The organism is Actinomycetota bacterium, assembly GCA_035765775.1.
Lineage (GTDB): Bacteria > Actinomycetota > CADDZG01 > JAHWKV01 > JAOPZY01 > DASTWV01.
Window position 1 is genome coordinate 47282 of sequence record DASTWV010000009.1, and the last position, 19509, is coordinate 66790.

The window sequence follows — 19509 nt, forward strand, 5'->3', positions numbered from 1 at the left end:
CGTGCCGTGCCGGCCGTCACCGTCCTACCTCGTCGCCGGCTCGCCCAGGATCGTCGCCATCAGCCGGATGGCGGCCGCCTTGTCCAGCGGGTCGTTGCCGTTGCCGCACTTGGGCGACTGGACACAGGCCGGGCATCCCCGCTCACAGCGGCATCCCCGCACGGCCTCCAGGGTGGCCGCCAGGTGCTCCTCGGCCCGGGCAAAGCCCCGCTCGGCGATGCCCATGCCGCCGGGGTAGCCGTCGTAGATGAAGACGGTGGGCAGGCCGGTGTCGGCCGACAGGGCAGTGGAGACCCCGCCGATGTCCCAGCGATCGGCCATGGCGAAGAGCGGCAGGACCCCGATGCCGGCGTGCTCGGCGGCGTGCAGCGCCCCGGGCAGGTCGGGGGCGTCGATGCCGGCGCGGGCAACGATGGCCGGGGGCACCGTGTACCACATGGCCACGGTGGCGAGGACCTCGGGGGGCAACTCCAGCGGGGTGACGTCGAGCAGTTCGCCGGTGTCGATGGACCGGCGGGCGTAGGCCACCACCTGGCGGCCCACCTCGACCTTCCCCAGGAAGCAGTCCACCGCCCCCAGACGGGCCGAGGCGGTCACCCCGATCACCCGCAGGTCCGACGTGTCCCGGGCCTGGGTGAAGTAGTCCGGCGTCCCCGCCTCCACCAGTGCCACCCGCTCGGCGAGGTCGAGGCCCGCCACCACGTAGCTCTCCCCCTGGTGGAGGTAGGTCGCCCCGGGGTGGACCTGGCCGAAGGCCCGGGCGGCGTCCACCGTGCCCAGCAGGGCCCCGGTGCCGGCGTCCACGATCCGGTAGGCCTCGCCCCCCAGGGACCGCAGGTCGAGGGCCCCGCCCGGGGCTTCCCGACGGCGCCAGTGGAGGCGGGTGCGCCCGCCCGCCTTGGGGGTCCGCACCGCCAGGTCGCCGGCTGCCACCATCGCCCCGACCACCGGCGCCGCCCCCTCGCCGAAGGTCGCCTCGGCCTCACCTTCGGCCAGCGGCAGCTCGTGGGCGGCACACCCCAGGTGCGGTTCCAGGATCCGCGGGTTGGTGACGTCCACCAGGGCCGCCTCGTGCGGCTTGGTGAGCAGCACGTCGGGATGCGAGAGGTAGTACTGGTCCAAGGGGTCCTCGTGGCCCACCAGCACGGCCACCGATTCGCCCCCCGACCGCCCGGCCCGCCCGGCCTGCTGCCAGACCTGGGCCACCGTGCCGGGGAACCCGTTCATCACCACCGCGTCCAGGCCCCCGACGTCCACCCCGAGCTCGAGGGCCGTGGTGGCGGCCACACCCAGGAGCTCGCCGCTGAAGAGCTGCTGCTCGATCTCCCGGCGCTCGGCCGCCAGGTACCCCGCCCGGTAGGCGCGCACCCGCCGGGCGGTCTCGGGCGCCTCAATGATGCTGCGGGCATGCTTGGCCACCAGCTCGGCGCCCTTGCGGGACTTGGCGAAGGCCAGGGTGCGCACCCCGTCCTCGACGAACGCCGCCATCAGCCGGGCCGTCTCCCAGTTGGACGACGCCCGGCGGCCGGACGCCTCGTCCTTGAGCGGCGGGTTCCAGAAGGCGAACAGGCGGCTGCCCTTCGGCCCGGCGTCGTGCTGCACGGCATCGAAGGGCGCCCCGATCAGGCGCTCGGCCAGGTCGCCCGGGTTCCCGATGGTGGCCGACGCCAGGATGAAGGTGGGGTCGGCCCCGTAGTGGCGGGCGACCCGGCGCAGGCGGCGCAGGATGCAGCCGACGTGCGACCCGAAGACCCCGCGGAGGGTATGGGCCTCGTCCACCACCACGAAGGCGAGGCCCCCGAAGAGATCCGCCCACCGGGCATGGCTGGCCAGCAGCCCGAAATGGGCCATGTCGGGGTTGGTGAGGACGATACGGGCGTAGCGCCGCACCATGGCGCGCTCATCGCCCGGCGTGTCGCCGTCGTAGGTGGCCGCCGTCACCGGGGGGACCGCCAGCGCGCGCAGCGCCCGGAGCTGGTCCTGGGCGAGGGCCTTGGTGGGGTACAGGTACAGCGCCCGGGCCCGCCGCTCGGCCAGCAGCCGCTCCAGGACCGGCAGGTTGAAGCACAGGCTCTTGCCGCTGGCGGTCCCGGTGGACACGATGACGTTGTGCCCGGCCCGGACGGCGGCCAGCGCCTCGGCCTGGTGGGTCCAGAGCCCGGTGATCCCCAGGGCTTGCAGCCGGGCCGCCAGCAACCGGGGGAGCGGTGGGTCGGGAGCCACGGCCGTCCCCGCCCGGGCGGGGAGGCGCACAAGGCGCACCAGGCCCTCGTCGGGGGCCTCCTCCGGGTCGGCCGGGGGGTGACCGTCGGGGGACAGGCTGGTCAGCAGGGACTCGAGATCCACGGTCCCGCCACGCTATCTCGGGGCCGTGCTCGCTCCCGGAAACCCGAGCCGGCCCCTGGGAAACGCGAAGGCCCCCAGACGCGCAGCTACCCGCTTGGGGGAGCGGGTAGCCAGTGCTGGTGCAAATCTGAACCGCTGCTAGTTCCGGCTAGTTCCGGCTAGTTCCGGCCTCCGGGGGTCTGGCTCAGTACCTCTTCAATGGAGATCGACTCGGACGCCAGGCGCTCGGCCAGCTCACGGATTGGGGCTCCCGGGAACCGCCGGTGCCCACCCAGGGTGCGAACGTAGGGCAGCTTGCCCTCCTTCGCCCACCGGGACACCGTCTTCGGCGATACGTGCAGCAGGCGAGCTACCTGCGCAGCCAGCAGGTACTCGTTCTCTCGCGCCTCTCCTGCCATGTTGCCCCCTTCCTTTCGCTAAACCACTTCCCGCGACCTGGACAGATAACCTCAACTACGTGAGGTTACCACGATACGGATGGTACATGTGGCGTGGCTCGAACTCCCTCCCCAAACCTGAGTCCGATGTGGTCATTGCACGCTGGAGCATACCGGCTACTTTGCACGAGGTGGCGGATCCCAAGTCAGAAAATCGCTAGAATTCTGCGATGATGTGTGTCGGGATCGCTAAATTGGGCATGTCAGTGCCAACCCGGCCTGCCTAACCAGCTCCATGAAGCTGCTGAGCGTGGCCGAAGTGGCCCGCGTGATGCGGGTATCCAACATGACGGTGTACCGGCTGATCCGTTCCGGGACGCTGCCCGCGCAGCGGGTGGGCAACCGGTACCGGGTCCGGGAGTCCGACGTCGAGGCGTACCTGAGGAACGCCTACTCCGACGCCGGGTGAACCGGCCCCGACCGCACTGACCTGCCGGAGCGCGCGGCTTCCCGTCATACTGCTGGTTTGCCTTTCTCAAGCTCGGGCTCAACGTCGGGCTCAAGGTCGGACTACAGGTCGGGGGTGAATGCATGTCGTCGGTTGTGAAGAAGCGCCGGAAGAAGATGCGTAAGAAGAAGCACAAGAAGATGCTGCGCAAGACGCGCTGGCAGCGCCGTCAGCTCGGCCGGTAGGACCCGCGCAAGAGGGTCCTACCGTCTCGGCGGGGGAGGGGTACCGCTACACCACCATCGGCTTCCTGTCCGACTACGGGCTGGCGGACGAGTTTGTGGGGGTGTGCCACGGCGTCATCCGGCGGGTGGCGCCGGCGGCCACCGTGGTGGACATCACCCACGGCGTGCTGCCGAACGACATTGCCGTGGGGGCGGCGCTGCTCGCCGAAGCGGTTCGCCACTTCCCGCCCGCCGTCCACCTGGCCGTCGTCGACCCCGGGGTGGGGACCAAGCGGCGTGGGATCGTGCTCCAGACCGGCAGCGGCTCCTGCCTGGTCGGTCCCGACAACGGCCTGCTGATCCCGGCCTCCGAAGCGCTGGGCGGCCCCGCGCAGTGCTACGAGCTCACCAACCCCACGCTGCGGGCGGAGCGCCCGTCACAGACCTTTCACGGGCGGGACATCTTCGCCCCGGCTGCCGGCCACATCGCCCGGGGCGTCGAGCTGAGCGCGTTCGGCCCGGCAGTGCCGGTCGCCGAGCTGGTGACCCCGGAGCCCCCCTTCGCCGGCGTCGTCGAAGGCAGGCCGGTACGAGAGGCGGTGGGGGAAGTGGTCCTCATCGACCGCTTCGGCAACCTGACCACGAGCCTGGCCGCATCCCACCTCGCGGCCGCCGGTGCTGTCCCGGGGGACGTGCTGGACATCGTGGTCGGGGACCAGCGGTTGCGGGCGCCCTACGGCGACACGTTCGCCAGCGTGGGGTCGGGAGAACCGGTGGTACTGGTGGACTCCCATGATCTGGTGGCCATCTGCTACAACCGGGGCAGCGCCGCCGAGGCGCTCGGTGCCGGCCGAGGAACCAAGGTAACCCTCAGCCTCGCGGGCGGATCTCCTGCGGCCGGGATCTAGCGGGATCTAGTGGGGCAGCTCGTGGCTGACCTGCAGCACCCCCAGCACGCCAGCCAGCAGGATCGCGGCCAACAGGAGCACAATGGCGAAGAACGTGTTACGCCGCATGGGCTGCTCCTGAGCGCGCAGGAGGTGGTGTTGCGCTGACGCTGGCCGACTCGCACCAGGGCCTCGAGCTGGCCATCTTCTGGATCATCGTCGGCGGGCTGGCCGGATGGCTGGCCAGCCTGGTGGCACGAACCGGGCCCCGCATGGGCTGCCTCCTCAATGTCGTCGTCGGTGTGGTGGGCGCGGTCATCGGCGGCTGGGTGTACCGCAACCTCGGCGTCTCGGTCCCCCAGGGCCACCCGTTCTGGGCGACCGTGCTCATGGCCTTCATCGGGGCCGTCGTCCTGCTGCTCATCCTCCGCCTCCTCGGCGGGCTCGCCCGGCGCTGAGAGCCGCCCACGGCCCACACGATAGCGGCCTCAGGATAGTCGCTACGCCGTCCGCTCCAGGCAGTAGTCCCGCGCCCGGCGCAGGGCGTCGAGCAGTTTCTTCGGCTCGGGGGTGAGGCCCCGCAGGTCCAGTTCCAGGGCCACGGTGCCCCGGTAGCCCACATCCGGCAGGCGGCGCAGGAAGCTGTCCAGCGGGAGCACGCCGCTGCCCGGCAGCGCATGGTTGTCGCGGTGGTCGCAGTGCGAGTCCGACAGGTGAATGTGCGCCAGCTTGGGGGCCACGGTGTCCAGCGAGGCCAGGATGTCGCTCCCGTCCACCGCGCAGTGGCTGGTGTCCAGGGTGACGTTGGGGAACTGCTGCACCTCGGTGGGGGACAGCCACCGGTAGCCCTTCACCGCCCGGCCCCGCACCCAGACGTGGAACATGTTCTCGACCCCGATGGTCACCTCCCGGTCCCGCTCGTAGGTGTCGAGGTCACCCAGGAGCCACGCCTGGTACTTCACGTCCCACATCAGGGGCGGATGCACGACGACGAGGTCGGTCCCCAGCTGCTTGGCCAGGTCCACGGAGCGGTCGATGATCCGGAGCGAGTTCGGCCCCCACACCCGCCGGGTCACCACCAGCATCGGGGCGTGCACCGCGATGAAGCGCAGGCCGTCCCGGCGGGCGAGATCCTGGGGGACCCGCGCCGACTGGGTGCGGGGATCCCGGGTCACCATCAGCTCGATGGCGTCGAAGCCTGCTTCGGCGATGGTGCCGAAGGTCCGCTCGAGGTCCCACATCCAGAAGGAGCCTGTCGAGCAGGCGATCGTCGGCCCGGCCTGCTCGGGGAGGTGGTCACCCACCGGCGCATTGTAGTGGCCGGGATTGAGCACCGGGCTGCCCGGGGACACTCAAGACAGAGCAGCCGAAGGCGGAACGCCGGTACTGACCGGAGCCGAGAGACGACGTACGGAGGTGACGCGATGCGCAACGCGTGGAAGGGACTGATGATCGGTGCGTTCACGGGCGCCGGAGTGGGTCTGGTCCTGGATCTGATCGACCAGGTCGCCCTCACGGGCGTGAAGGGGGCCATCGAGGTGAAGAACAAGGCGCCTGAGGCCATCCACTGGGCCAGGGACGCGGCCAAGGACGCGGCCGAGCGGGCGACGGAACGGATCCGGGAAGCAGAAGGACCCGCGGGCGAAGCGCTGAAGAAGGTGCCCGACAAGGTCCACGACCTCGCCCAGCGCCTGGCACAGTCGGACGCCGCCAGCAAGGCCCTCGACGCCGCCGGCAAGGCCGCGGAGAAGGCCGGCGAGGCAGCGGGTAAGGCCGCCGGCAGGGCTGGGGACGCCGCCGGCAAGGCCGCCGGTAAGGCAGCAGAAACCTTTGGGAAGGCGGTGGCCGCGGCCACTGGGTAGGGCACCGACGCACTAGTCTGTGCCGCACCGTGTGGCTCTTCCCCCTCGGCGCGGCCCTGGTCAGCACCGCCTTCGCCGCCCAGCTCGCCAAGCAGTACCTGGCCAAGCGGCGGCCCCACCAGCTGGCGTGGACCGCGGCGCTCAGCATGTTCGCGCTCGCCACGCTGGCCACCGCCGAGGGCGTCCGGGGAGGGTGGACGCCGGGCCTGTTCCGCTTGTACTACCTGTTCGGCGCCCTGATCAACGTTCCCTTCCTGGCGGTGGGGACGGTGTACCTGCTGGCCCCCCGCCGGTGGGCGCACGTCTTCGCCGCCCTGGTGGTGGGCGCAGCGACGGTCGGGGCGTGGACCCTGGTGCGGGCGCCGCTCGACGCCATCGCACTGGCGGCCGTCCGCGGCATCCCGGAGTCCAGCGTGGTGATCATCGGGCGGGCGCCGCTGTCCCGGGCCCTGTCCCGCTACTACTCCTACACCGCCTTCGCCATCGTCGTGCTCGGCGCCCTGTGGTCCTCCGGGCGTCTCCTGCGGCAGCGGTCGGAGCACCTGCGCCGGCTGGCCACAGGAAACCTGATGATCGCCGGCGGCACGCTGGTGGTGGCCGCCGCCAGCATCGCCATCCGGCTGGGCAGGGGATCGGACGTGGCGGCGCTCTTCTCAACCGGCCTCCTCGCCGGGATCACCCTTATGTTCCTGGGTTTCCTGCGCACCCGCAGCCGCCCCGCCGCGGCCCCGGCCACGGTGCCTGCCGCCGATGGCCCCGCCCCGGCCACGCCCTGACATCCCCGACGAACGAAGGGGAGCCGATGGCGACGGTGGTGGTCTACAGCCGGCCCGGCTGCCACCTGTGCGACGGTGTCCGGCGGGTACTGGACACCGCCGGCGTGACCTACGACGAGGTGGACATCGACCGGGATGAGGCCCTCAAGGCCGAGTACGGCTGGATCGTCCCGGCGGTCGCCGTGGGCGGGCGCCTGGTCTACGAGGTGGGGATGGACCCAGCCGTGCTGCCCGGCCTGCTGCGGGAGACCGAGCAGATTCGCACCCGGCCGGCCACCGATGGGGGCCAGAGCGGGGATTAGTCCGTTGCGTGCAAAGGGACTGGGGGGTCATGCCGCCTTTTTGGCGGGTCGAGGGCACCCGGACCCGCGCCATCCTTTGGGGTCCACGGATGCGGCCCCTCGGCGGAGGTCGGGGACATTCGTCCCGGGCAGTGGGACAAATGTCCCCCGGAAGTCGGCCCCTGAGGAGGCTTCGGCCTTAGGTGGGCTGCCCGGCCAGGGCGGACTGCTTGCGGGCCTTCTCGTAGCGGTTGAGGCCCAGCAGGTGGAGCAGGAAGAGGATCATCGATACCACGAACACAATCGCCGCCGGCGTGTGGAGGTCGCCCCGGACCCGCACGGCGACGATGGTCACCGGTGGCGGGGAACCCGGGTGGCTCGAGACATCCAGGATCAGGATCGGCACCCCGGCCCGGACCAGGGAGCCGGCCGCGGGCCCGAAGGCGGCCACCACCCCGGAGTCGGTGGACGGCAGGTTGAAGCTCTGGCCGTTGGCGGTCGCCTCCAGCACGTCCTGGCCGTTGCTGACGGTATCGCCGACCTTCACCAGGTACTTGACCACCGTGGCGGTCTGCAGGTTGTTGGGGAGGCTCTGCTCGCTGACCGGGGCCGAGGCGACGCCCTTGGCCACCGCGATGATGGAGGCCTTGCCCTTGACCGTCGCCGGCTGCATGCGGATGTCGGTTTCGGTGAACTTGCCGGTCTCTAGGCCGATGGTGCCCTGGATGAGCGGCTTCACCTGGGCAAGGACACCCGGGATGGGGCTGATGGCGTTGCCCACAAGGCCGTCCATGACGGTCTTGACCTCCGACTCCTCGGCCAGCTCGTCATCGGCGCTCTTGAGGTCCGCCAGGTACTTGCCCTGTGTGGGCTTCACCCACGGCGGGCTGTTGGGATAGCTGGACAGGTCGTACGTGGTGCCGTCGAAGCTGGCCTTGGTGATGCCCGGCCCCACCCCGATGCCCTGCCACGCCGTGGCGTTCCCTGTCGGGCCGAGGGCGCTGATGGTCCAGATGAAGCCCATGATCACCAGGCAGCCGAAGGTCACGCAGGCCTCTACGAGGTAGGCGAGCTTGGCGCCGAGGATCATCGACAGCAGCATGTAGACGAGGAGGAAGAGCACGCCCGGCACTGCGATGGTGGCGATGACGCCCTTGGTGAACACGCTCACTGGGCGGCTCCCTTCAGCTGGGTCTGCACGTCGGTCTTCACGGTCTGCGTCATGGCGTGGGGGAAGCAGCCGGCGAGGAAGCAGCCGGGGAGGGCGCCACCACCGGCTTCTGGATGGTCTCCAGGTAGGCGAGGATGTCGTTGATCTGCTGGTCGGTCAGCGGGCCGCCGTACTTCTGGCTCCAGGTGGGCATGTCGTCGCCGTCGCCGATCACCCCGTTGGTGCGGCCCTGCTCGATGGTGGACTGGATGAAGGCCAGCGCCGTCTTGTAGCCGGGCCGCTTGGCCGGGTTGGCGTAACGGGCGAAGACCCCGGTGAGGTTCGGCACCACGGCGGTCGATGACTTGCCGGTGGTGGAGTCGATGTAGGTGTTCGTGCCGCCATCGGCGTTGTCGCCGTAGTTGTCGCCCGAGGTGATGTTGCCGTTGCCGTGGCAGCGGGCGCAGCCGATGCCCCGGGTGTTGGTCAGGCCGGTCTTGGGGTCCGTCGGCAGGTAGAAGTACTGCTGGCCCCGCAGGACCTGGTTGTGGTCGAAGAAGGCGGTGGCGTTGGTCATCCGGGTGGGCTCGTGGACCCAGTAGAAGAAGATGAACAGGGCCACCAGCAGGCTCATGATCAGCCCCCACACCGAGATGCGGGTGAGGCGCGGGCCCTCCAGGACGTCGTCGGTGTCCCCGGGCCGCAGGGCGGGGGGGACCTTCTCAGGCTTGCGCCGCATGGGCTGCATGGGCCCCGTGGGGCCTCCAGGATCGCTCATCGCCGGCTATGCCCCCGAGATGTTCACGCAGTGGGTACCCTCGGCATTGGGCTGCGAGGTGACGGTCCCCCGGGGCGGCCCGGTGATCAGGGTGGAGGTGTCCACGACGACCTGGCCGTTGACGATGTCCACCCGGAACCGGTCCAGGCTGCGGGGAGCGGGCCCTGCCCGGTACTCGCCGTTGATCGAGTACTTGGAGCCGTGGCACGGGCACTCGAACCACTTCGAGGTGTTGCAGAAGGGCACCGTGCAGCCCAGGTGCACGCACTTGCGGTACAAGGCCACGAAGCCTGACTCGGCGGTGTTGGCCTGCACGTAGGCCGGGACCTTGGCCGCGGCCGCCGGCTGGCCCTCGTAGGTCATGAGGAAGATGCCGGGGGGGAGCACGGCGGTGTCGCTGTCGGCGATGGGCACCCGGGTGCTCTCCAGCTGCGAGCGGAGCTGGCTGGCGTCGCCCACGATGACCTTGCCCCCGAGGCCCCCGGTGTTGCGGGGCCAGAGGAAGTCGAGCGAAGCAAGGGCGAAGTTGCCGAGAGCCACCACCACGGCGGCAACGTAGGCCCGGTTGAGGAACTGGCGCCGGGTGACGCCCGCGGCGTCGTCGAAGGAAGCCCGGGGCCGCGGGTTCCGCTCCCCGGACGAAGCCATGATCGAGCCCTCGATTTCCGGGGCAGCGTCCGGCTTGGCCCGCAGGTAGACCATGAAGAGGACCCACGCGGCCAGCGTGATGAAGACGATCAGCGCTACAAGGCTACCGATACTCATATCCGGACGGCTCCTGAACCAGTGGACGGGCGCGCGACAACAGCGGGGTGCATCACAACTCGAATCCGTGTTCCCCGAGGGAGTCGAGGTTCCGTAAGTAGAACAGCCCGTCCTTCCAGGGGTAGACCCAGTTCTGGCCGGGGCCTCGGAACAGGACGCCCACGGAGACCAGCACCGCAAAGAAGCACATGAAGATCGTCATCAGCACGATCGCCAGCTTGCGGTCCGCCGGCTTGGTGGACGGGTTCCGGTCGACGAAGGGGGCGGCCATGAAGCCCACGATGATCCACTGGGGGATGGTCACTCCGGCCACCTGCGGGTGGAAGTAGCGCAGCAGCTCCTGCAGGCCGAGGAAGTACCAGGGGGCCTTCGAGGGGTTCGGCGTCTGGTTGATGTTGGCCATCTCGCGGAACGGGGCGTTGATGACCAGCGCCATCACCAGCAGGAAGAGGGTGGCCGCCAGGATGGCCAACATCTCGGCCGCCATCAGGTGGGGCCAGGTGTTGACCCGGTCGATGGGCTCCTTCTCGACCCGCTGGATGGCCTCGGGCTTGACCACCGCCAGCAGGCGCTGGATCCGCTCGGGGACCGGCTCGGAACTGGCCGCGCGGGCGGCCCGGGCGGCAGATCCCCGGCCCCGGGGCGCCGCGGAGGCCGCGGGCGCCGCAGCGGTGGCGGCGGCCACCCCGGCACCCACCGGGACGCCCGCCGACGCGGTGGGCAGGGAGGTGCCCCGTTGGGCACGCATCCGGGCGGCCTTGGCCCGGGCCTGGGCCACCGCCGGGGATGATCCCTTGGCCTGCTCCTCGGCGAGCACCCGGGTGAAGGCGGCCTCCGGGTCCTCGCCTCCGGCGGTCGGGCCTGCCGGAGCGGCGGCCGCGGCGGCAGGAGCCTGGGCGGGGGGCGGGGCGGCCTCGGCTGCGTGGGCCGATTCCGCCGACCGCGCCGCGGCCGCCTCGGCCGCAGTGGTGGGCAGGCCCTTGGACGCCCGCATCCGGGCAGCCTTGGCCCGCGCCTGAGCGACCTGGGGCGAGGAGCCTTTCCCCTGCTCCTCGGCCAGTACCCGCTCGTATACCTCGTCTGGTGTTTCTGCCATATTCAGCCTCAATCAGCCCGTAGTCAGCCTGTGTCAGCTCGTGGTTAGAGCGGACCGGAGATACCGCCGTCCTTCCGCACCCGCCAGAAGTGCACCGCCATCAGGATGACGATCACGAAGGGCAGGGCTAAAACGTGTAAGGTATACCATCGTACTAAGGTGGACGCACCGATCTGCGAGCCACCAAGTAAGACGAAGTAGACTTCTTTGCCGACCACCGGCGAGTTGTTCATCATGTTGGTGCCCACGGTGACCGCCCAGATGGCCAGCTGGTCCCAGGGCAGCAGGTAGCCGGTGAAGGCCAGCAGCAGGGTCACCAGCAGGAGGGTCACGCCGATGATCCAGTTGAACTCCCGGGGCGGCTTGTAGGCGCCGGTGTAGAACACCCGGCCCATGTGCAGGAACACGGTGATCACCATGAGGTGGGCGCCCCAGCGGTGCAGGTTGCGCACCAACTGCCCGAAGGCCACCGTGGTGTGGAGGTTCACCATGTCGGCGTAGACCACGTCGGTGGAGGGCCGGTAGAAGAACATCAGGAAGATGCCCGTGATGGTGAGGAAGATGAACAGGAAGAACGAGAGGCCCCCCAGGCACAGGGTGTAGGAGAGCTTGATCCCGTGCCGCTTCACCTTTACCGGGTGGAGGTGGTACAGGACCGAGTTCATCACCACGTACGCCCGGTTGCGGGGCGAGTCCTGGTAGCCCTTCCGGAAGATCGATCCGGGCCGGAAGATGGCGCGGAAGAGCTGCGTCTCCCGGAACTTGCTCGCCTTTTCGGCGATCTCCGCCGGGCTCGGTGGCCGCAGTTTCGTTGCCATCTACTCGTTAGCCTCCCTACTGGCGCTACTTGGGTGCTGCTGGGTCAGGTCGGTGCAGCCCTTCTAGTCGACCCGCTGTTCCCCCGACACCGTGCCGAGGGCCCGGGCGCCGCCACCCTTGGCGGCCTCCAGGCGGCCCATGGTGAGGGCGCCGGTGGGGCAACGCTCCACGCACAGGTTGCAGCGCGTGCAGGCGTCGTCGTCGATCACGAAGAGGATGTCGTTCTCCCGCATGTCCCGGGCGATCTCGTCCGAACCGGTCTCAGAGACGATGTCCGAGGTGAGCATGAAGATGGTGTACCAGGGGCAGATGTCCACACACCCCTCGCACAGGATGCAGAGCTCAGGGATGAAGTTGATGTAGCGCGGTGGCTTCCGGATGGACTTCAGCCACTCCGGCGCCACCTCTTGGGCGACGTAATCCGAGCGCAGCGTTGGCCTCTCGATGTCTTCCATAGCCTCACCCCTTGCCGGAACGGTGCTACTTGCCTGGTACCTACCTGCTACCTGGTGCCGTGCTGCTACGTACCTGCTGCGATGCCCGTACTGCTACTTGCCTGGGAGATAGCCCTTCACATCATCCGCCCCCCGCTGCCCCAGCCGGCGGCGCTTCCGCTCGCCGTGGATGTAGGCGGCGGCCAGCACCACGGCCAGCACCGTCGTCTGGTAGCCCATGCTGATGGCGTCCCGCACCCTGGTCGAGGTGTAGGGCTGGATGGTGTGGTGCTTGAAGCCCGGGATCCAGTGCACGACGTCCTGGACGTACTTCTGGGCTGAGAGGTCCCGCGCCGTCCACCAGTAGGTGTAGTAGGACGGGATCCACGCCAGGAGCACGAGCAACAGGGCCACGATCGCGAGCCCGAGAACGATGGCTTTCACCCAGGTCGTTTCGGTGGACTGCGGTCGTCTTAGCATGCGCAGTTCATGTGGTGGCGGGGGTCCTTGGTGAGTGGCCTTGGTCCAATGACGGGCCGCATTATAGCGGAGCGGCCAACGCCCACAACTCCAGCATGAACGGGGTGTGAGCGACTACCTTCGACACGCGAGCAGGCATCAGGAGCATCTCCTGCACGGGTGTGCGCGCCGAACCGGGCTAGTCGCCGGGGCGCTGCTCGGCGGCCTGGAGCTGCTCGAGGCGCCGGTCGATGGCGCGCTGGCGGCGGTCCAGGATGATCAGGTAGCAGCCGATCGCCGCCCACACCACGATGAAGGCGAGACCCAGGTAGCCCAGTCCGCCCTTCATCCCGCCGCGGCTCCCCGAGCGGGCTCCACCGGCGGCACCGGGCGGCCCCCGGCCGGCTGGCGGCGGGCACGGGCGTCGGCGGCCTCCTCGAAGGCGGCCTCGGCCTCGGCGAGCGCGTCCTGCGCCATCTCCAGGCGCATGCGCAGCAGCATCAGCAGCACGAACAACCCGGCAAACACCACCGTCATCCACAGGAACGTCACCAGCATCTGCCAGGGCAGCGACTGGGGGCCGTTCAAGTTGATGAGCCGCATGTCGGGGTGCAGCCCCCGCCACCAGGTCACCGAGTAGTGCACGATCGGGATGTCCACGAAGCCCACGATGCCGATCACGGCTGCGATGCGGGCGCCCCGGGAGGCGTCGGTGGCCATCGCCCGGAACACCAGGTAGCCGACGTAGATGAGCAGCATCACGAAGGTGGTCGTGAGCCGCGGGTCCCAGGTCCAGTAGGTGCCCCAGATGGGCCGGCCCCAGAGCATGCCGGCCACGATGCAGGCCCCGGTGAATAGCACACCGACCTCCGCCGAGGCGTGGGCCAGCGCATCCCAGCGCCGCTTGCTGGTCTTCAGGTAGCCGATGGAGCCCAGCAGTACGAGGCCGAAGGCGAGGTAGGACACCAGGGCGGTGGGCACGTGGACGTAGAAGATGCGCTGGGGCAGGCCCTGCACCGCGTCGGTGGGCACCCAGAAGAAAATGGCGATCATGCCCGCCAGGCCGGCCAGCGGGACCGCGAGGCTCAGCCGCCGGATGGCAGACTGCATCGAGGTTTCTCGGGTCATGGGTTTTTTTGGGTCATGCACGTTCCTCGGATCATTCGTTCACCACGTATTCGAAAACCGCGGCGCCGATCGCCGGGATGACGAGATCGAAGGTACAGAGCAGCATAAACCACTGCCCCTGGGAGGCTAGGCCGCCCCCGGTGAGCAGCGATGCGGTGAGCCGCTCGGCCCCCATGATCAAGGGGAGGACCACCGGGAAGAGCACCAGCGGCAGCACCAGCTCCCGGGCCCGGACGTACTGCGAGGCCGCCCCGAACAGCGTGCCGGCCGACGCCAGCCCGATGTTGGCCACCAGCGCCACCAGCAGGATGCCGGGCAGGAGCGTGCCGGGGGAGACGTCGAAGAACAGCACGAAGGCGGGGAACAGCACCAGCTCCACCACCCACAGGTAGAGGAAGTTCGCCAGCGCCTTGGCGGCGAAGATGGCCGCCGGGTCCACCGGTGCCAGGAGCAGGCCCTCGATGCGGCCCCCCTCGCGCTCCATCGCCGCGCTGCGGCCGAAGCCGAGGATGCCGGCGAACAGCAGGCAGACCCACAGGAAGGCCCCCGCCAAGTCCCGGCTGCCCACCCCGCCCGCGGTCGGGGGCGGGATGGGGGCCCGCCCGGCGCCGGGCGGGAAGTCCAAGGTGAAAAGGAACACGAGAATCAGCCCGAACAGGACCATGAGCGGGGCGATCTCCTTGCCCCGCACCTCGGACCGCAGGTCCTTGCCCGTGAGGAGGAGCATTTTTCGCAAATTGCTCATTGTCAAGAGGCTCCCCGGACCCGTGCTGGATTCTGTCTACACCGGGAGCCGTGGGCAGCCCCTGGGTGCACACAGAATGCAAAAGCCCGCGAAACGGTCATGGGTCCACCAGGCGGCCGCGCTCGAGGGTGGCGATGCGGGTGGCGATCGCCTTGCCCCGGTCCACGTCGTGGGTGGCCACGACCAGCGTGCGCCCCTCCCGGGCCAGCACGGCGGGCAGGGCGGCCGCCGACGCCTCATCGAGGCCCGAGAACGGCTCGTCCACCAGGAGGACGTCGGGGTCGTGCAGCGTCGCCCGGGCGAGCGCTGCCCGCTGGGCCTCGCCCCGGGACAGGGTGCGGCCGAGCGCCTCCGCCTTGTGCACCAGGCCCACGGCCGCCAGCGCGGCCTCGGCCTCCGCCGGGCTCCGGTCGAAGAGGCGGGCGGCCAGGACGAGGTTCTCGGCCACCGTCAGGTAGGGGTAGAGGTAGTGCTCGTGGCCGAGGTAGCCCACCCGGCCCCGCACCGCCCGGGGCGGCTGGCCGTCGATGGCCACGTCCCCCGAGGTCGGCCGCAGGAGCCCGGCGAGGACCTTCAGCAGCGTGGTCTTGCCCGAGCCGTTGTGGCCGAAGATGACCAGGGTCTCACCGGTGGCGATGTCCAGGCTGATCCCGGAGAGCGCCCGGGTGGAGCCGTACAGCCGGGACACCTTCCGCAGGGTGATCACGTCTCTCCTGCGCCCTCGTCTACCTCTGCATCGAGGTTTCCCTCCCCAATGCCGGCCGCGGTCAGCGCCCGAAGCTTCGTTTTCAACAGCTTCCGGCGGGAGGTGTAGGTGTCATCCTCCACCTCGCCCGCCTCATGGGCTTCGTCGAGTGCGGCGATCTCCTCGACCAGATCGTCCCGGGAGGGCGCCTCCAGCCCCGGCTGCGCCGGCCGGGTGGCCTTGGCCCAGCGGAACAGGCGGGGGAAGCCCAGGGCCGAGCCGATGGCCAGGACGAGCAGGAAGGCCAGGCTGATCCACAGCGTGAGGCTGTTGGAGCTGGCGTAGGTGATGCTGGCGCTCAGCGCCGTCCCGGGCGCCAGCGCGCCACCCTGGTAATCGGTATAGGGCTTCTTCTGGATGGTGACGGTCTTCAGCTTGTGCAGCCCGGGCCCGGTGAGCGACAGCCCGGAGTCCAGAAGGATCTCCTCCCGGCCGGTCGGGTAGATGACCGGGCGCGAGAGCGGCCAGCCGCTGCGCGCCACGGTGACGTCGTAGAAGTAGGTGACGCTGGTGGTGCCCGGGTTGACCGGGTCCGAGGACATGGGCATCCCGTCGGCACCGGTGGAGAGCTGCCCGGTGATCCCCGGACCGGGGGCGAACTGGGAGAAGCCGGTGGGGGCGGGAAGCTCGACGGTCTGGCGGAGCCCGGACCCGGCGGGGTCGGGGGCTCCGATGTAGGTGCGGTCCGAGCTGTTGCGCACCGCCAGCACCTGGATGACGTTGAACGTGTCGCCCTTGGTGGTGAGCACGGTCAGCGTCTCGGAGGGCACCGAGAGCACGGTGGGGTCGGTGGTGGTCTCGTAGATGCTGAGCACGGTCGATGTCGGCGGGTGGGCCTCGGCAACGTAGGTCACGCCCAGGTAGTCGGCCGTGATGGCGAAGCGGTCCCCGGGCTTCGCCGGCAGGTTGCCGATCGACCAGGCCCCGCCCGGCCCCACCACAACCGTGCTGCTGGCGACCTCCGTGGTGGCGCCCGAGTCCAGCTCGTGGGCGGTCACGGTCAGGCCCGCCGGTACGGACCCGCCTGCCGTGGCGTTCTTCACGGTGCCCTGCAGCGGGGTGGCGGCCGGCGCCTGCGCCCGGGCAGCGGGCGCACCGCCTGCCACCAACAGGCACAAGAGGAGAGCGGCGAGGGCGGCCAGGCGCGCCTGAGTCCGCGAAGAAACCGAAGTCATGCCGGCAGTATCGCCCTCAGGCCCCCGTCTGGGGGCGCAACCGGCTCCGGGCGGCCGCGATCTCGGCCTCCAGCCGGTCCTCCAGCGATGTGCCCGCCGGGGCGTCGCCCGACTCCAGGCCGGCCCCGGCCTCAGAGTCTGCTGCCAAGGCCCCACCCGCCCCCTCCGTCCCGGGCGCGCCCCGCTCCGCCGCCATGGCGTCCATCCGGGCGAGCACCCCGAGTGCCTCGGCCTCCTGCTGGCGGCGCAGGAACACGTAGTCGGCGTCGGAGACCTTGCCCACGGCCTGGTCGAACTCCAGGTCGAGGATCGAGCGGTACAGGGCGTGCTTGGTCTCCACCAACTCCCGCCAGCGGGCGTCCTCGGCGGCCCGGGCGTGGCGGGCCGGGTGGCGCAGCGGGCGCAGGACCCACGCCAGCGCCCCGCCCAGCAGGACGACGATCAGGCCCTCCTCCACCACCGGGCTCACTCCGACGTCCCCTCGGCGAACCGGCGCAGGTCCTCGGTCAGGCGGGCGTGGTCCCCGGGCGTGATGGGGGGCAGGGCCGCCTCCGCCTGCTCGGGGGTGAGGCCGCCCGGCTTCCCGCCCCCGCGGGCCACCACGACGATCACCACCGCCAGCCCGGCCAGGACCACCAGGGCCGGGATCAGCCAGGCCACCGGGCTGCTGGGCGACCCCAGCACGGTCTTGGGGTAGGTCGCCAGCAGCCAGCGGTTGATCTGGCGGTTGGTCTCCCCGGCGGTCACCTTGGCGGCGATCGTCGCCCGCAGCTCGATCGCCTGGTTGCTGGGGCACGCCGCCAGGGTGAGGCCGGTGCAGAAGGGCGACATCGTGCGGTCGTAGACCTGTTGGGCGGTGGGGACCGCATTGGGGTCCGGTCCCCGGGCGGCGAAGATGCCGACCAGGGCGGCGATCACCACGATCGCGGCGATGGCCGCCAGCACCCCGGCGCGCCGCCGGGTGCCCGCCGCCGGTTCCCGGCTCACGGGGCAGGCCTCAGGCCGGGACGGCGACCTGCCGCCGGCGCCGGGCCTCCGCCGCCACCTCGGACGGGCCGGGCTCCGGCGGGCCGGTGGGCGGCCGCCCGCTCAGGATGATGCCCATGCCCAGCGCCATCACCGCTCCGCCGATCCAGATCCACATCACGAGGGGATTGACCCACGCCCGGATGACCAGGGCGCCGGTGACCGGGTTGAGGTCGGTCAGGACCAGGTAGAGGTCCTCGGCCGGGGTGGAGCGCAGGGCCACGTTGGCCTGCGACTGCTGCTGGGCGGTGTAGAAGTTGTCCTGCGGGACCATCGTGGCGATGTGGTGGCCGCCCCGGGAGACGTCCATGACCGCCTCGGCGATCAGCTCGCCCGGCCTCGTGCCCGTCCGGGTCGACAGGTACTTCACGGTGTAGGCGCCCACCGTGAAGCTCTGGCCCCGGGACAGCGACCCCGACCACTCGGTCACGAACGACGCCCCGGCCAGGCCCAGGAAGATGAGGACCACGCCGAAGTGCACGATGTAGCCCCCGTAGCGCCGGCGGTTCCGGCCGATGGTGCGCCCGAGCGCCCGGGGGAACGCGAGACCCTCCGCCCGGGAGTGGGCCCGGGCCCCCTTGAGGAACTCGCCGCCGATGGTCACCGCCACGAACGCCCCCAGCCCCACGGCGAACGCCGCCCCGGCCGAGCGCACGCCGCGCAGGTACAGGAGCACGATGACCGCCGCCCCGACGGCTCCGGGCACGGTGAACGAGCGCTTCACGCTCCCGGGCGAGGCCCGCCGCCAGGCGATCAACGGCCCGATGCCCATGAGCGCCAGGAGGGCGAGCGCCAGCGGGATGACCACCGCGTCGAAGAAGGGGGGGCCGACCGAGATCTGCTGCCCGGTCACCGCCCCGACCAGCACTGGGTAGAGCGTGCCCCACAGCACCGTGAAGGCGATGGCGGTGAACAGCAGGTTGTTGAACAGGAACATCGACTCCCGGGACACCGCGGCGTCCAGGTGGCGGTCGGAGCGCAGCTTGTCCATCCGCCACCCCAGGAGGGCGAACGACCCGAGCGCCACCACGCCGAGGAAGGGGAGAAAGAACTTGCCCACCGGCGACTGCGAGAAGGTGTGCACCGACGCCACCAGGCCGGACCGGGTGAGGAAGGTGCCCAGCACCGCCAGGGTGTAGGTGGACAGCACGAGGGCGACGTTCCAGGTCTTCAGCATGCCGCGGCGCTCCTGGATCATCACCGAGTGGAGGAAGGCCGTCCCGGTCAGCCAGGGGAGCAGCGAGGCGTTCTCGACCGGGTCCCATGCCCAGTAGCCGCCCCAGCCCAGCTCCATGTAGGCCCAGGCGGCGCCCAGGATGATGCCGACGGTCAGGAAGGTCCAGGCCAGCATCGTCCAGCGCCGGGTGGAGGTGAACCAGGCCGAGTCCAGCTGGCCGGAGACCAGGGCGGAGACCGCGAAGGCGAAGGGAACAGCGAACCCGGTCAGCCCGGCGTAGAGCATCACCGGGTGGATGTTCATGAAGGGCGACTGGAGCAGCGGGTTCAGGCCCTGCCCGTCGGCCGAGATGGGCGAGGCGGCGGCGAAGGGGTTGGAACCGAAGGACAGCACCACTCCGAAGAAGCACAGCGCCCCGCACAGCACCGCGGTGGCCACGGGCACCAGCTCCGGCCGGCGGGGAGCCTGCACCGCCACCGCCGACGTGGCGTACACCGAGGTGAGCAACGTCCAGAACAGCAGGCTGCCTGCCATCCCTGCCCAGAGCGCCGAGACCGTGTAGGGGAATTTCAGGGTGCGGCTGGAGATGTCGGCGACGTAGGCGATGGAAAAGTCGTGGCGGGCGATGGCCATCACCAGCATGCCGGCCGCCACCAGGAACAACCCGCTGGTGACATACAGCGCCCGCCGGCCGGAGCTTGTGAGGCGCGGGTCGCCCCGCTGCCTGCCCACCAGCGACGCCACGATGCCCCAGGCCGAGGCGGCCACCGCGGCGTAGAGGACGAGGCGCCCCGCCAGCCCGGCTTCCATG

25 protein-coding genes are annotated in these 19509 nt (G+C 70.4%); 7 read left to right on the forward strand and 18 right to left on the reverse strand.

Translation table 11 applies throughout. The features are described 5' to 3' along the window. Positions 1-24 precede the first annotated feature (24 nt). On the reverse strand, positions 25-2346 hold the full coding sequence (locus VFW71_01435) for a DEAD/DEAH box helicase (GenBank protein ID HEU5001428.1): 2322 nt from the start codon (positions 2344-2346) through the stop codon (positions 25-27). Between the two features lie 158 nt (positions 2347-2504). Beyond that, positions 2505-2744, reverse strand: a complete 240-nt coding sequence (locus tag VFW71_01440) for a helix-turn-helix domain-containing protein (protein HEU5001429.1) — start codon at positions 2742-2744, stop codon at positions 2505-2507. 274 nt (positions 2745-3018) lie between these two features. Between VFW71_01440 and VFW71_01445 the strand changes: the two genes are divergently transcribed. From VFW71_01445 to VFW71_01460, 4 genes are all read left to right on the forward strand, one after another. Continuing rightward, entirely contained in the window at positions 3019-3192 is a 174-nt protein-coding gene (locus VFW71_01445; protein HEU5001430.1) for a helix-turn-helix domain-containing protein, read from the forward strand. Positions 3193-3314: 122 nt separating this feature from the next. Next, complete coding sequence (locus VFW71_01450) at positions 3315-3416, forward strand: AURKAIP1/COX24 domain-containing protein (GenBank protein HEU5001431.1); 102 nt, start codon at positions 3315-3317, stop codon at positions 3414-3416. A 65-nt stretch (positions 3417-3481) separates the two neighbouring features. Continuing rightward, positions 3482-4303: an SAM-dependent chlorinase/fluorinase gene (locus VFW71_01455; protein ID HEU5001432.1), complete on the forward strand. Its 822-nt coding sequence runs from the start codon at positions 3482-3484 to the stop codon at positions 4301-4303. Between the two features lie 230 nt (positions 4304-4533). Further along, positions 4534-4740: a GlsB/YeaQ/YmgE family stress response membrane protein gene (locus tag VFW71_01460; GenBank protein ID HEU5001433.1), complete on the forward strand. Its 207-nt coding sequence runs from the start codon at positions 4534-4536 to the stop codon at positions 4738-4740. A gap of 42 nt (positions 4741-4782) precedes the next feature. Here the strand turns inward: VFW71_01460 and VFW71_01465 are convergent, their stop codons facing one another. Beyond that, entirely contained in the window at positions 4783-5586 is an 804-nt protein-coding gene (locus tag VFW71_01465) for a sugar phosphate isomerase/epimerase (GenBank protein ID HEU5001434.1), read from the reverse strand. Positions 5587-5730: 144 nt separating this feature from the next. Here VFW71_01465 and VFW71_01470 point away from each other — a divergent pair, with 144 nt between their 5' ends. From VFW71_01470 to VFW71_01480, 3 genes are read left to right on the forward strand one after another with little or no spacing between them, the layout of a single operon-like run. Beyond that, a complete protein-coding gene (locus VFW71_01470) occupies positions 5731-6144 on the forward strand; it encodes a hypothetical protein (GenBank protein HEU5001435.1) in 414 nt (137 codons plus the stop codon). Between the two features lie 29 nt (positions 6145-6173). Beyond that, positions 6174-6920 carry a hypothetical protein gene (locus VFW71_01475; protein HEU5001436.1) on the forward strand — a complete coding sequence of 249 codons (747 nt, stop codon included), beginning with the start codon at positions 6174-6176 and terminating at the stop codon, positions 6918-6920. 26 nt (positions 6921-6946) lie between these two features. Continuing rightward, on the forward strand, positions 6947-7222 hold the full coding sequence (locus tag VFW71_01480; protein HEU5001437.1) for a glutaredoxin: 276 nt from the start codon (positions 6947-6949) through the stop codon (positions 7220-7222). 178 nt (positions 7223-7400) lie between these two features. On the opposite strand, the gene VFW71_01485 is transcribed toward VFW71_01480, so the two are convergent. The 15 genes from VFW71_01485 to VFW71_01555 form a co-directional block, all read right to left on the reverse strand. Further along, positions 7401-8372 carry a biotin/lipoyl-containing protein gene (locus VFW71_01485; protein ID HEU5001438.1) on the reverse strand — a complete coding sequence of 324 codons (972 nt, stop codon included), beginning with the start codon at positions 8370-8372 and terminating at the stop codon, positions 7401-7403. A 49-nt stretch (positions 8373-8421) separates the two neighbouring features. Continuing rightward, complete coding sequence (locus VFW71_01490; protein ID HEU5001439.1) at positions 8422-9090, reverse strand: c-type cytochrome; 669 nt, start codon at positions 9088-9090, stop codon at positions 8422-8424. Between the two features lie 45 nt (positions 9091-9135). Beyond that, the gene (locus VFW71_01495) at positions 9136-9894 is read right to left on the reverse strand and encodes a Rieske 2Fe-2S domain-containing protein (protein HEU5001440.1); all 759 of its coding nucleotides are present in this window, start codon (positions 9892-9894) and stop codon (positions 9136-9138) included. Positions 9895-9946: 52 nt separating this feature from the next. Further along, positions 9947-10990, reverse strand: a complete 1044-nt coding sequence (locus VFW71_01500) for a menaquinol-cytochrome c reductase cytochrome b subunit (GenBank protein ID HEU5001441.1) — start codon at positions 10988-10990, stop codon at positions 9947-9949. Positions 10991-11034: 44 nt separating this feature from the next. Continuing rightward, positions 11035-11808, reverse strand: coding sequence for a selenite/tellurite reduction operon b-type cytochrome ExtP (gene extP, locus VFW71_01505; protein HEU5001442.1), 774 nt, complete (start codon positions 11806-11808; stop codon positions 11035-11037). A 63-nt stretch (positions 11809-11871) separates the two neighbouring features. After that, a complete protein-coding gene (locus VFW71_01510) occupies positions 11872-12264 on the reverse strand; it encodes a 4Fe-4S binding protein (protein HEU5001443.1) in 393 nt (130 codons plus the stop codon). Between the two features lie 93 nt (positions 12265-12357). Continuing rightward, positions 12358-12723 (reverse strand): hypothetical protein, encoded by a 366-nt coding sequence (locus tag VFW71_01515; GenBank protein HEU5001444.1) that lies wholly within the window; start codon positions 12721-12723, stop codon positions 12358-12360. A 178-nt stretch (positions 12724-12901) separates the two neighbouring features. Further along, entirely contained in the window at positions 12902-13051 is a 150-nt protein-coding gene (locus VFW71_01520; protein ID HEU5001445.1) for a CcmD family protein, read from the reverse strand. After that, the gene (gene ccsA / locus VFW71_01525) at positions 13048-13812 is read right to left on the reverse strand and encodes a cytochrome c biogenesis protein CcsA (GenBank protein HEU5001446.1); all 765 of its coding nucleotides are present in this window, start codon (positions 13810-13812) and stop codon (positions 13048-13050) included. Before ccsA ends, VFW71_01520 begins: the two co-directional genes overlap by 4 nt. Positions 13813-13861: 49 nt before the next feature. After that, positions 13862-14557: a heme exporter protein CcmB gene (locus tag VFW71_01530; GenBank protein HEU5001447.1), complete on the reverse strand. Its 696-nt coding sequence runs from the start codon at positions 14555-14557 to the stop codon at positions 13862-13864. A gap of 115 nt (positions 14558-14672) precedes the next feature. Further along, a complete protein-coding gene (ccmA, locus tag VFW71_01535) occupies positions 14673-15281 on the reverse strand; it encodes a heme ABC exporter ATP-binding protein CcmA (GenBank protein HEU5001448.1) in 609 nt (202 codons plus the stop codon). Next, the gene (locus VFW71_01540) at positions 15278-16495 is read right to left on the reverse strand and encodes a hypothetical protein (GenBank protein ID HEU5001449.1); all 1218 of its coding nucleotides are present in this window, start codon (positions 16493-16495) and stop codon (positions 15278-15280) included. The genes ccmA and VFW71_01540 overlap by 4 nt, the downstream gene beginning before the upstream one ends. Before the next feature lie 16 nt (positions 16496-16511). Further along, positions 16512-16964, reverse strand: coding sequence for a hypothetical protein (locus tag VFW71_01545; GenBank protein ID HEU5001450.1), 453 nt, complete (start codon positions 16962-16964; stop codon positions 16512-16514). Then, positions 16961-17482 carry a cytochrome c-type biogenesis protein CcmH gene (locus tag VFW71_01550; GenBank protein HEU5001451.1) on the reverse strand — a complete coding sequence of 174 codons (522 nt, stop codon included), beginning with the start codon at positions 17480-17482 and terminating at the stop codon, positions 16961-16963. The genes VFW71_01545 and VFW71_01550 overlap by 4 nt, the downstream gene beginning before the upstream one ends. Before the next feature lie 10 nt (positions 17483-17492). Then, positions 17493-19508 carry a heme lyase CcmF/NrfE family subunit gene (locus tag VFW71_01555; protein ID HEU5001452.1) on the reverse strand — a complete coding sequence of 672 codons (2016 nt, stop codon included), beginning with the start codon at positions 19506-19508 and terminating at the stop codon, positions 17493-17495. Position 19509: the final 1 nt, after the last annotated feature.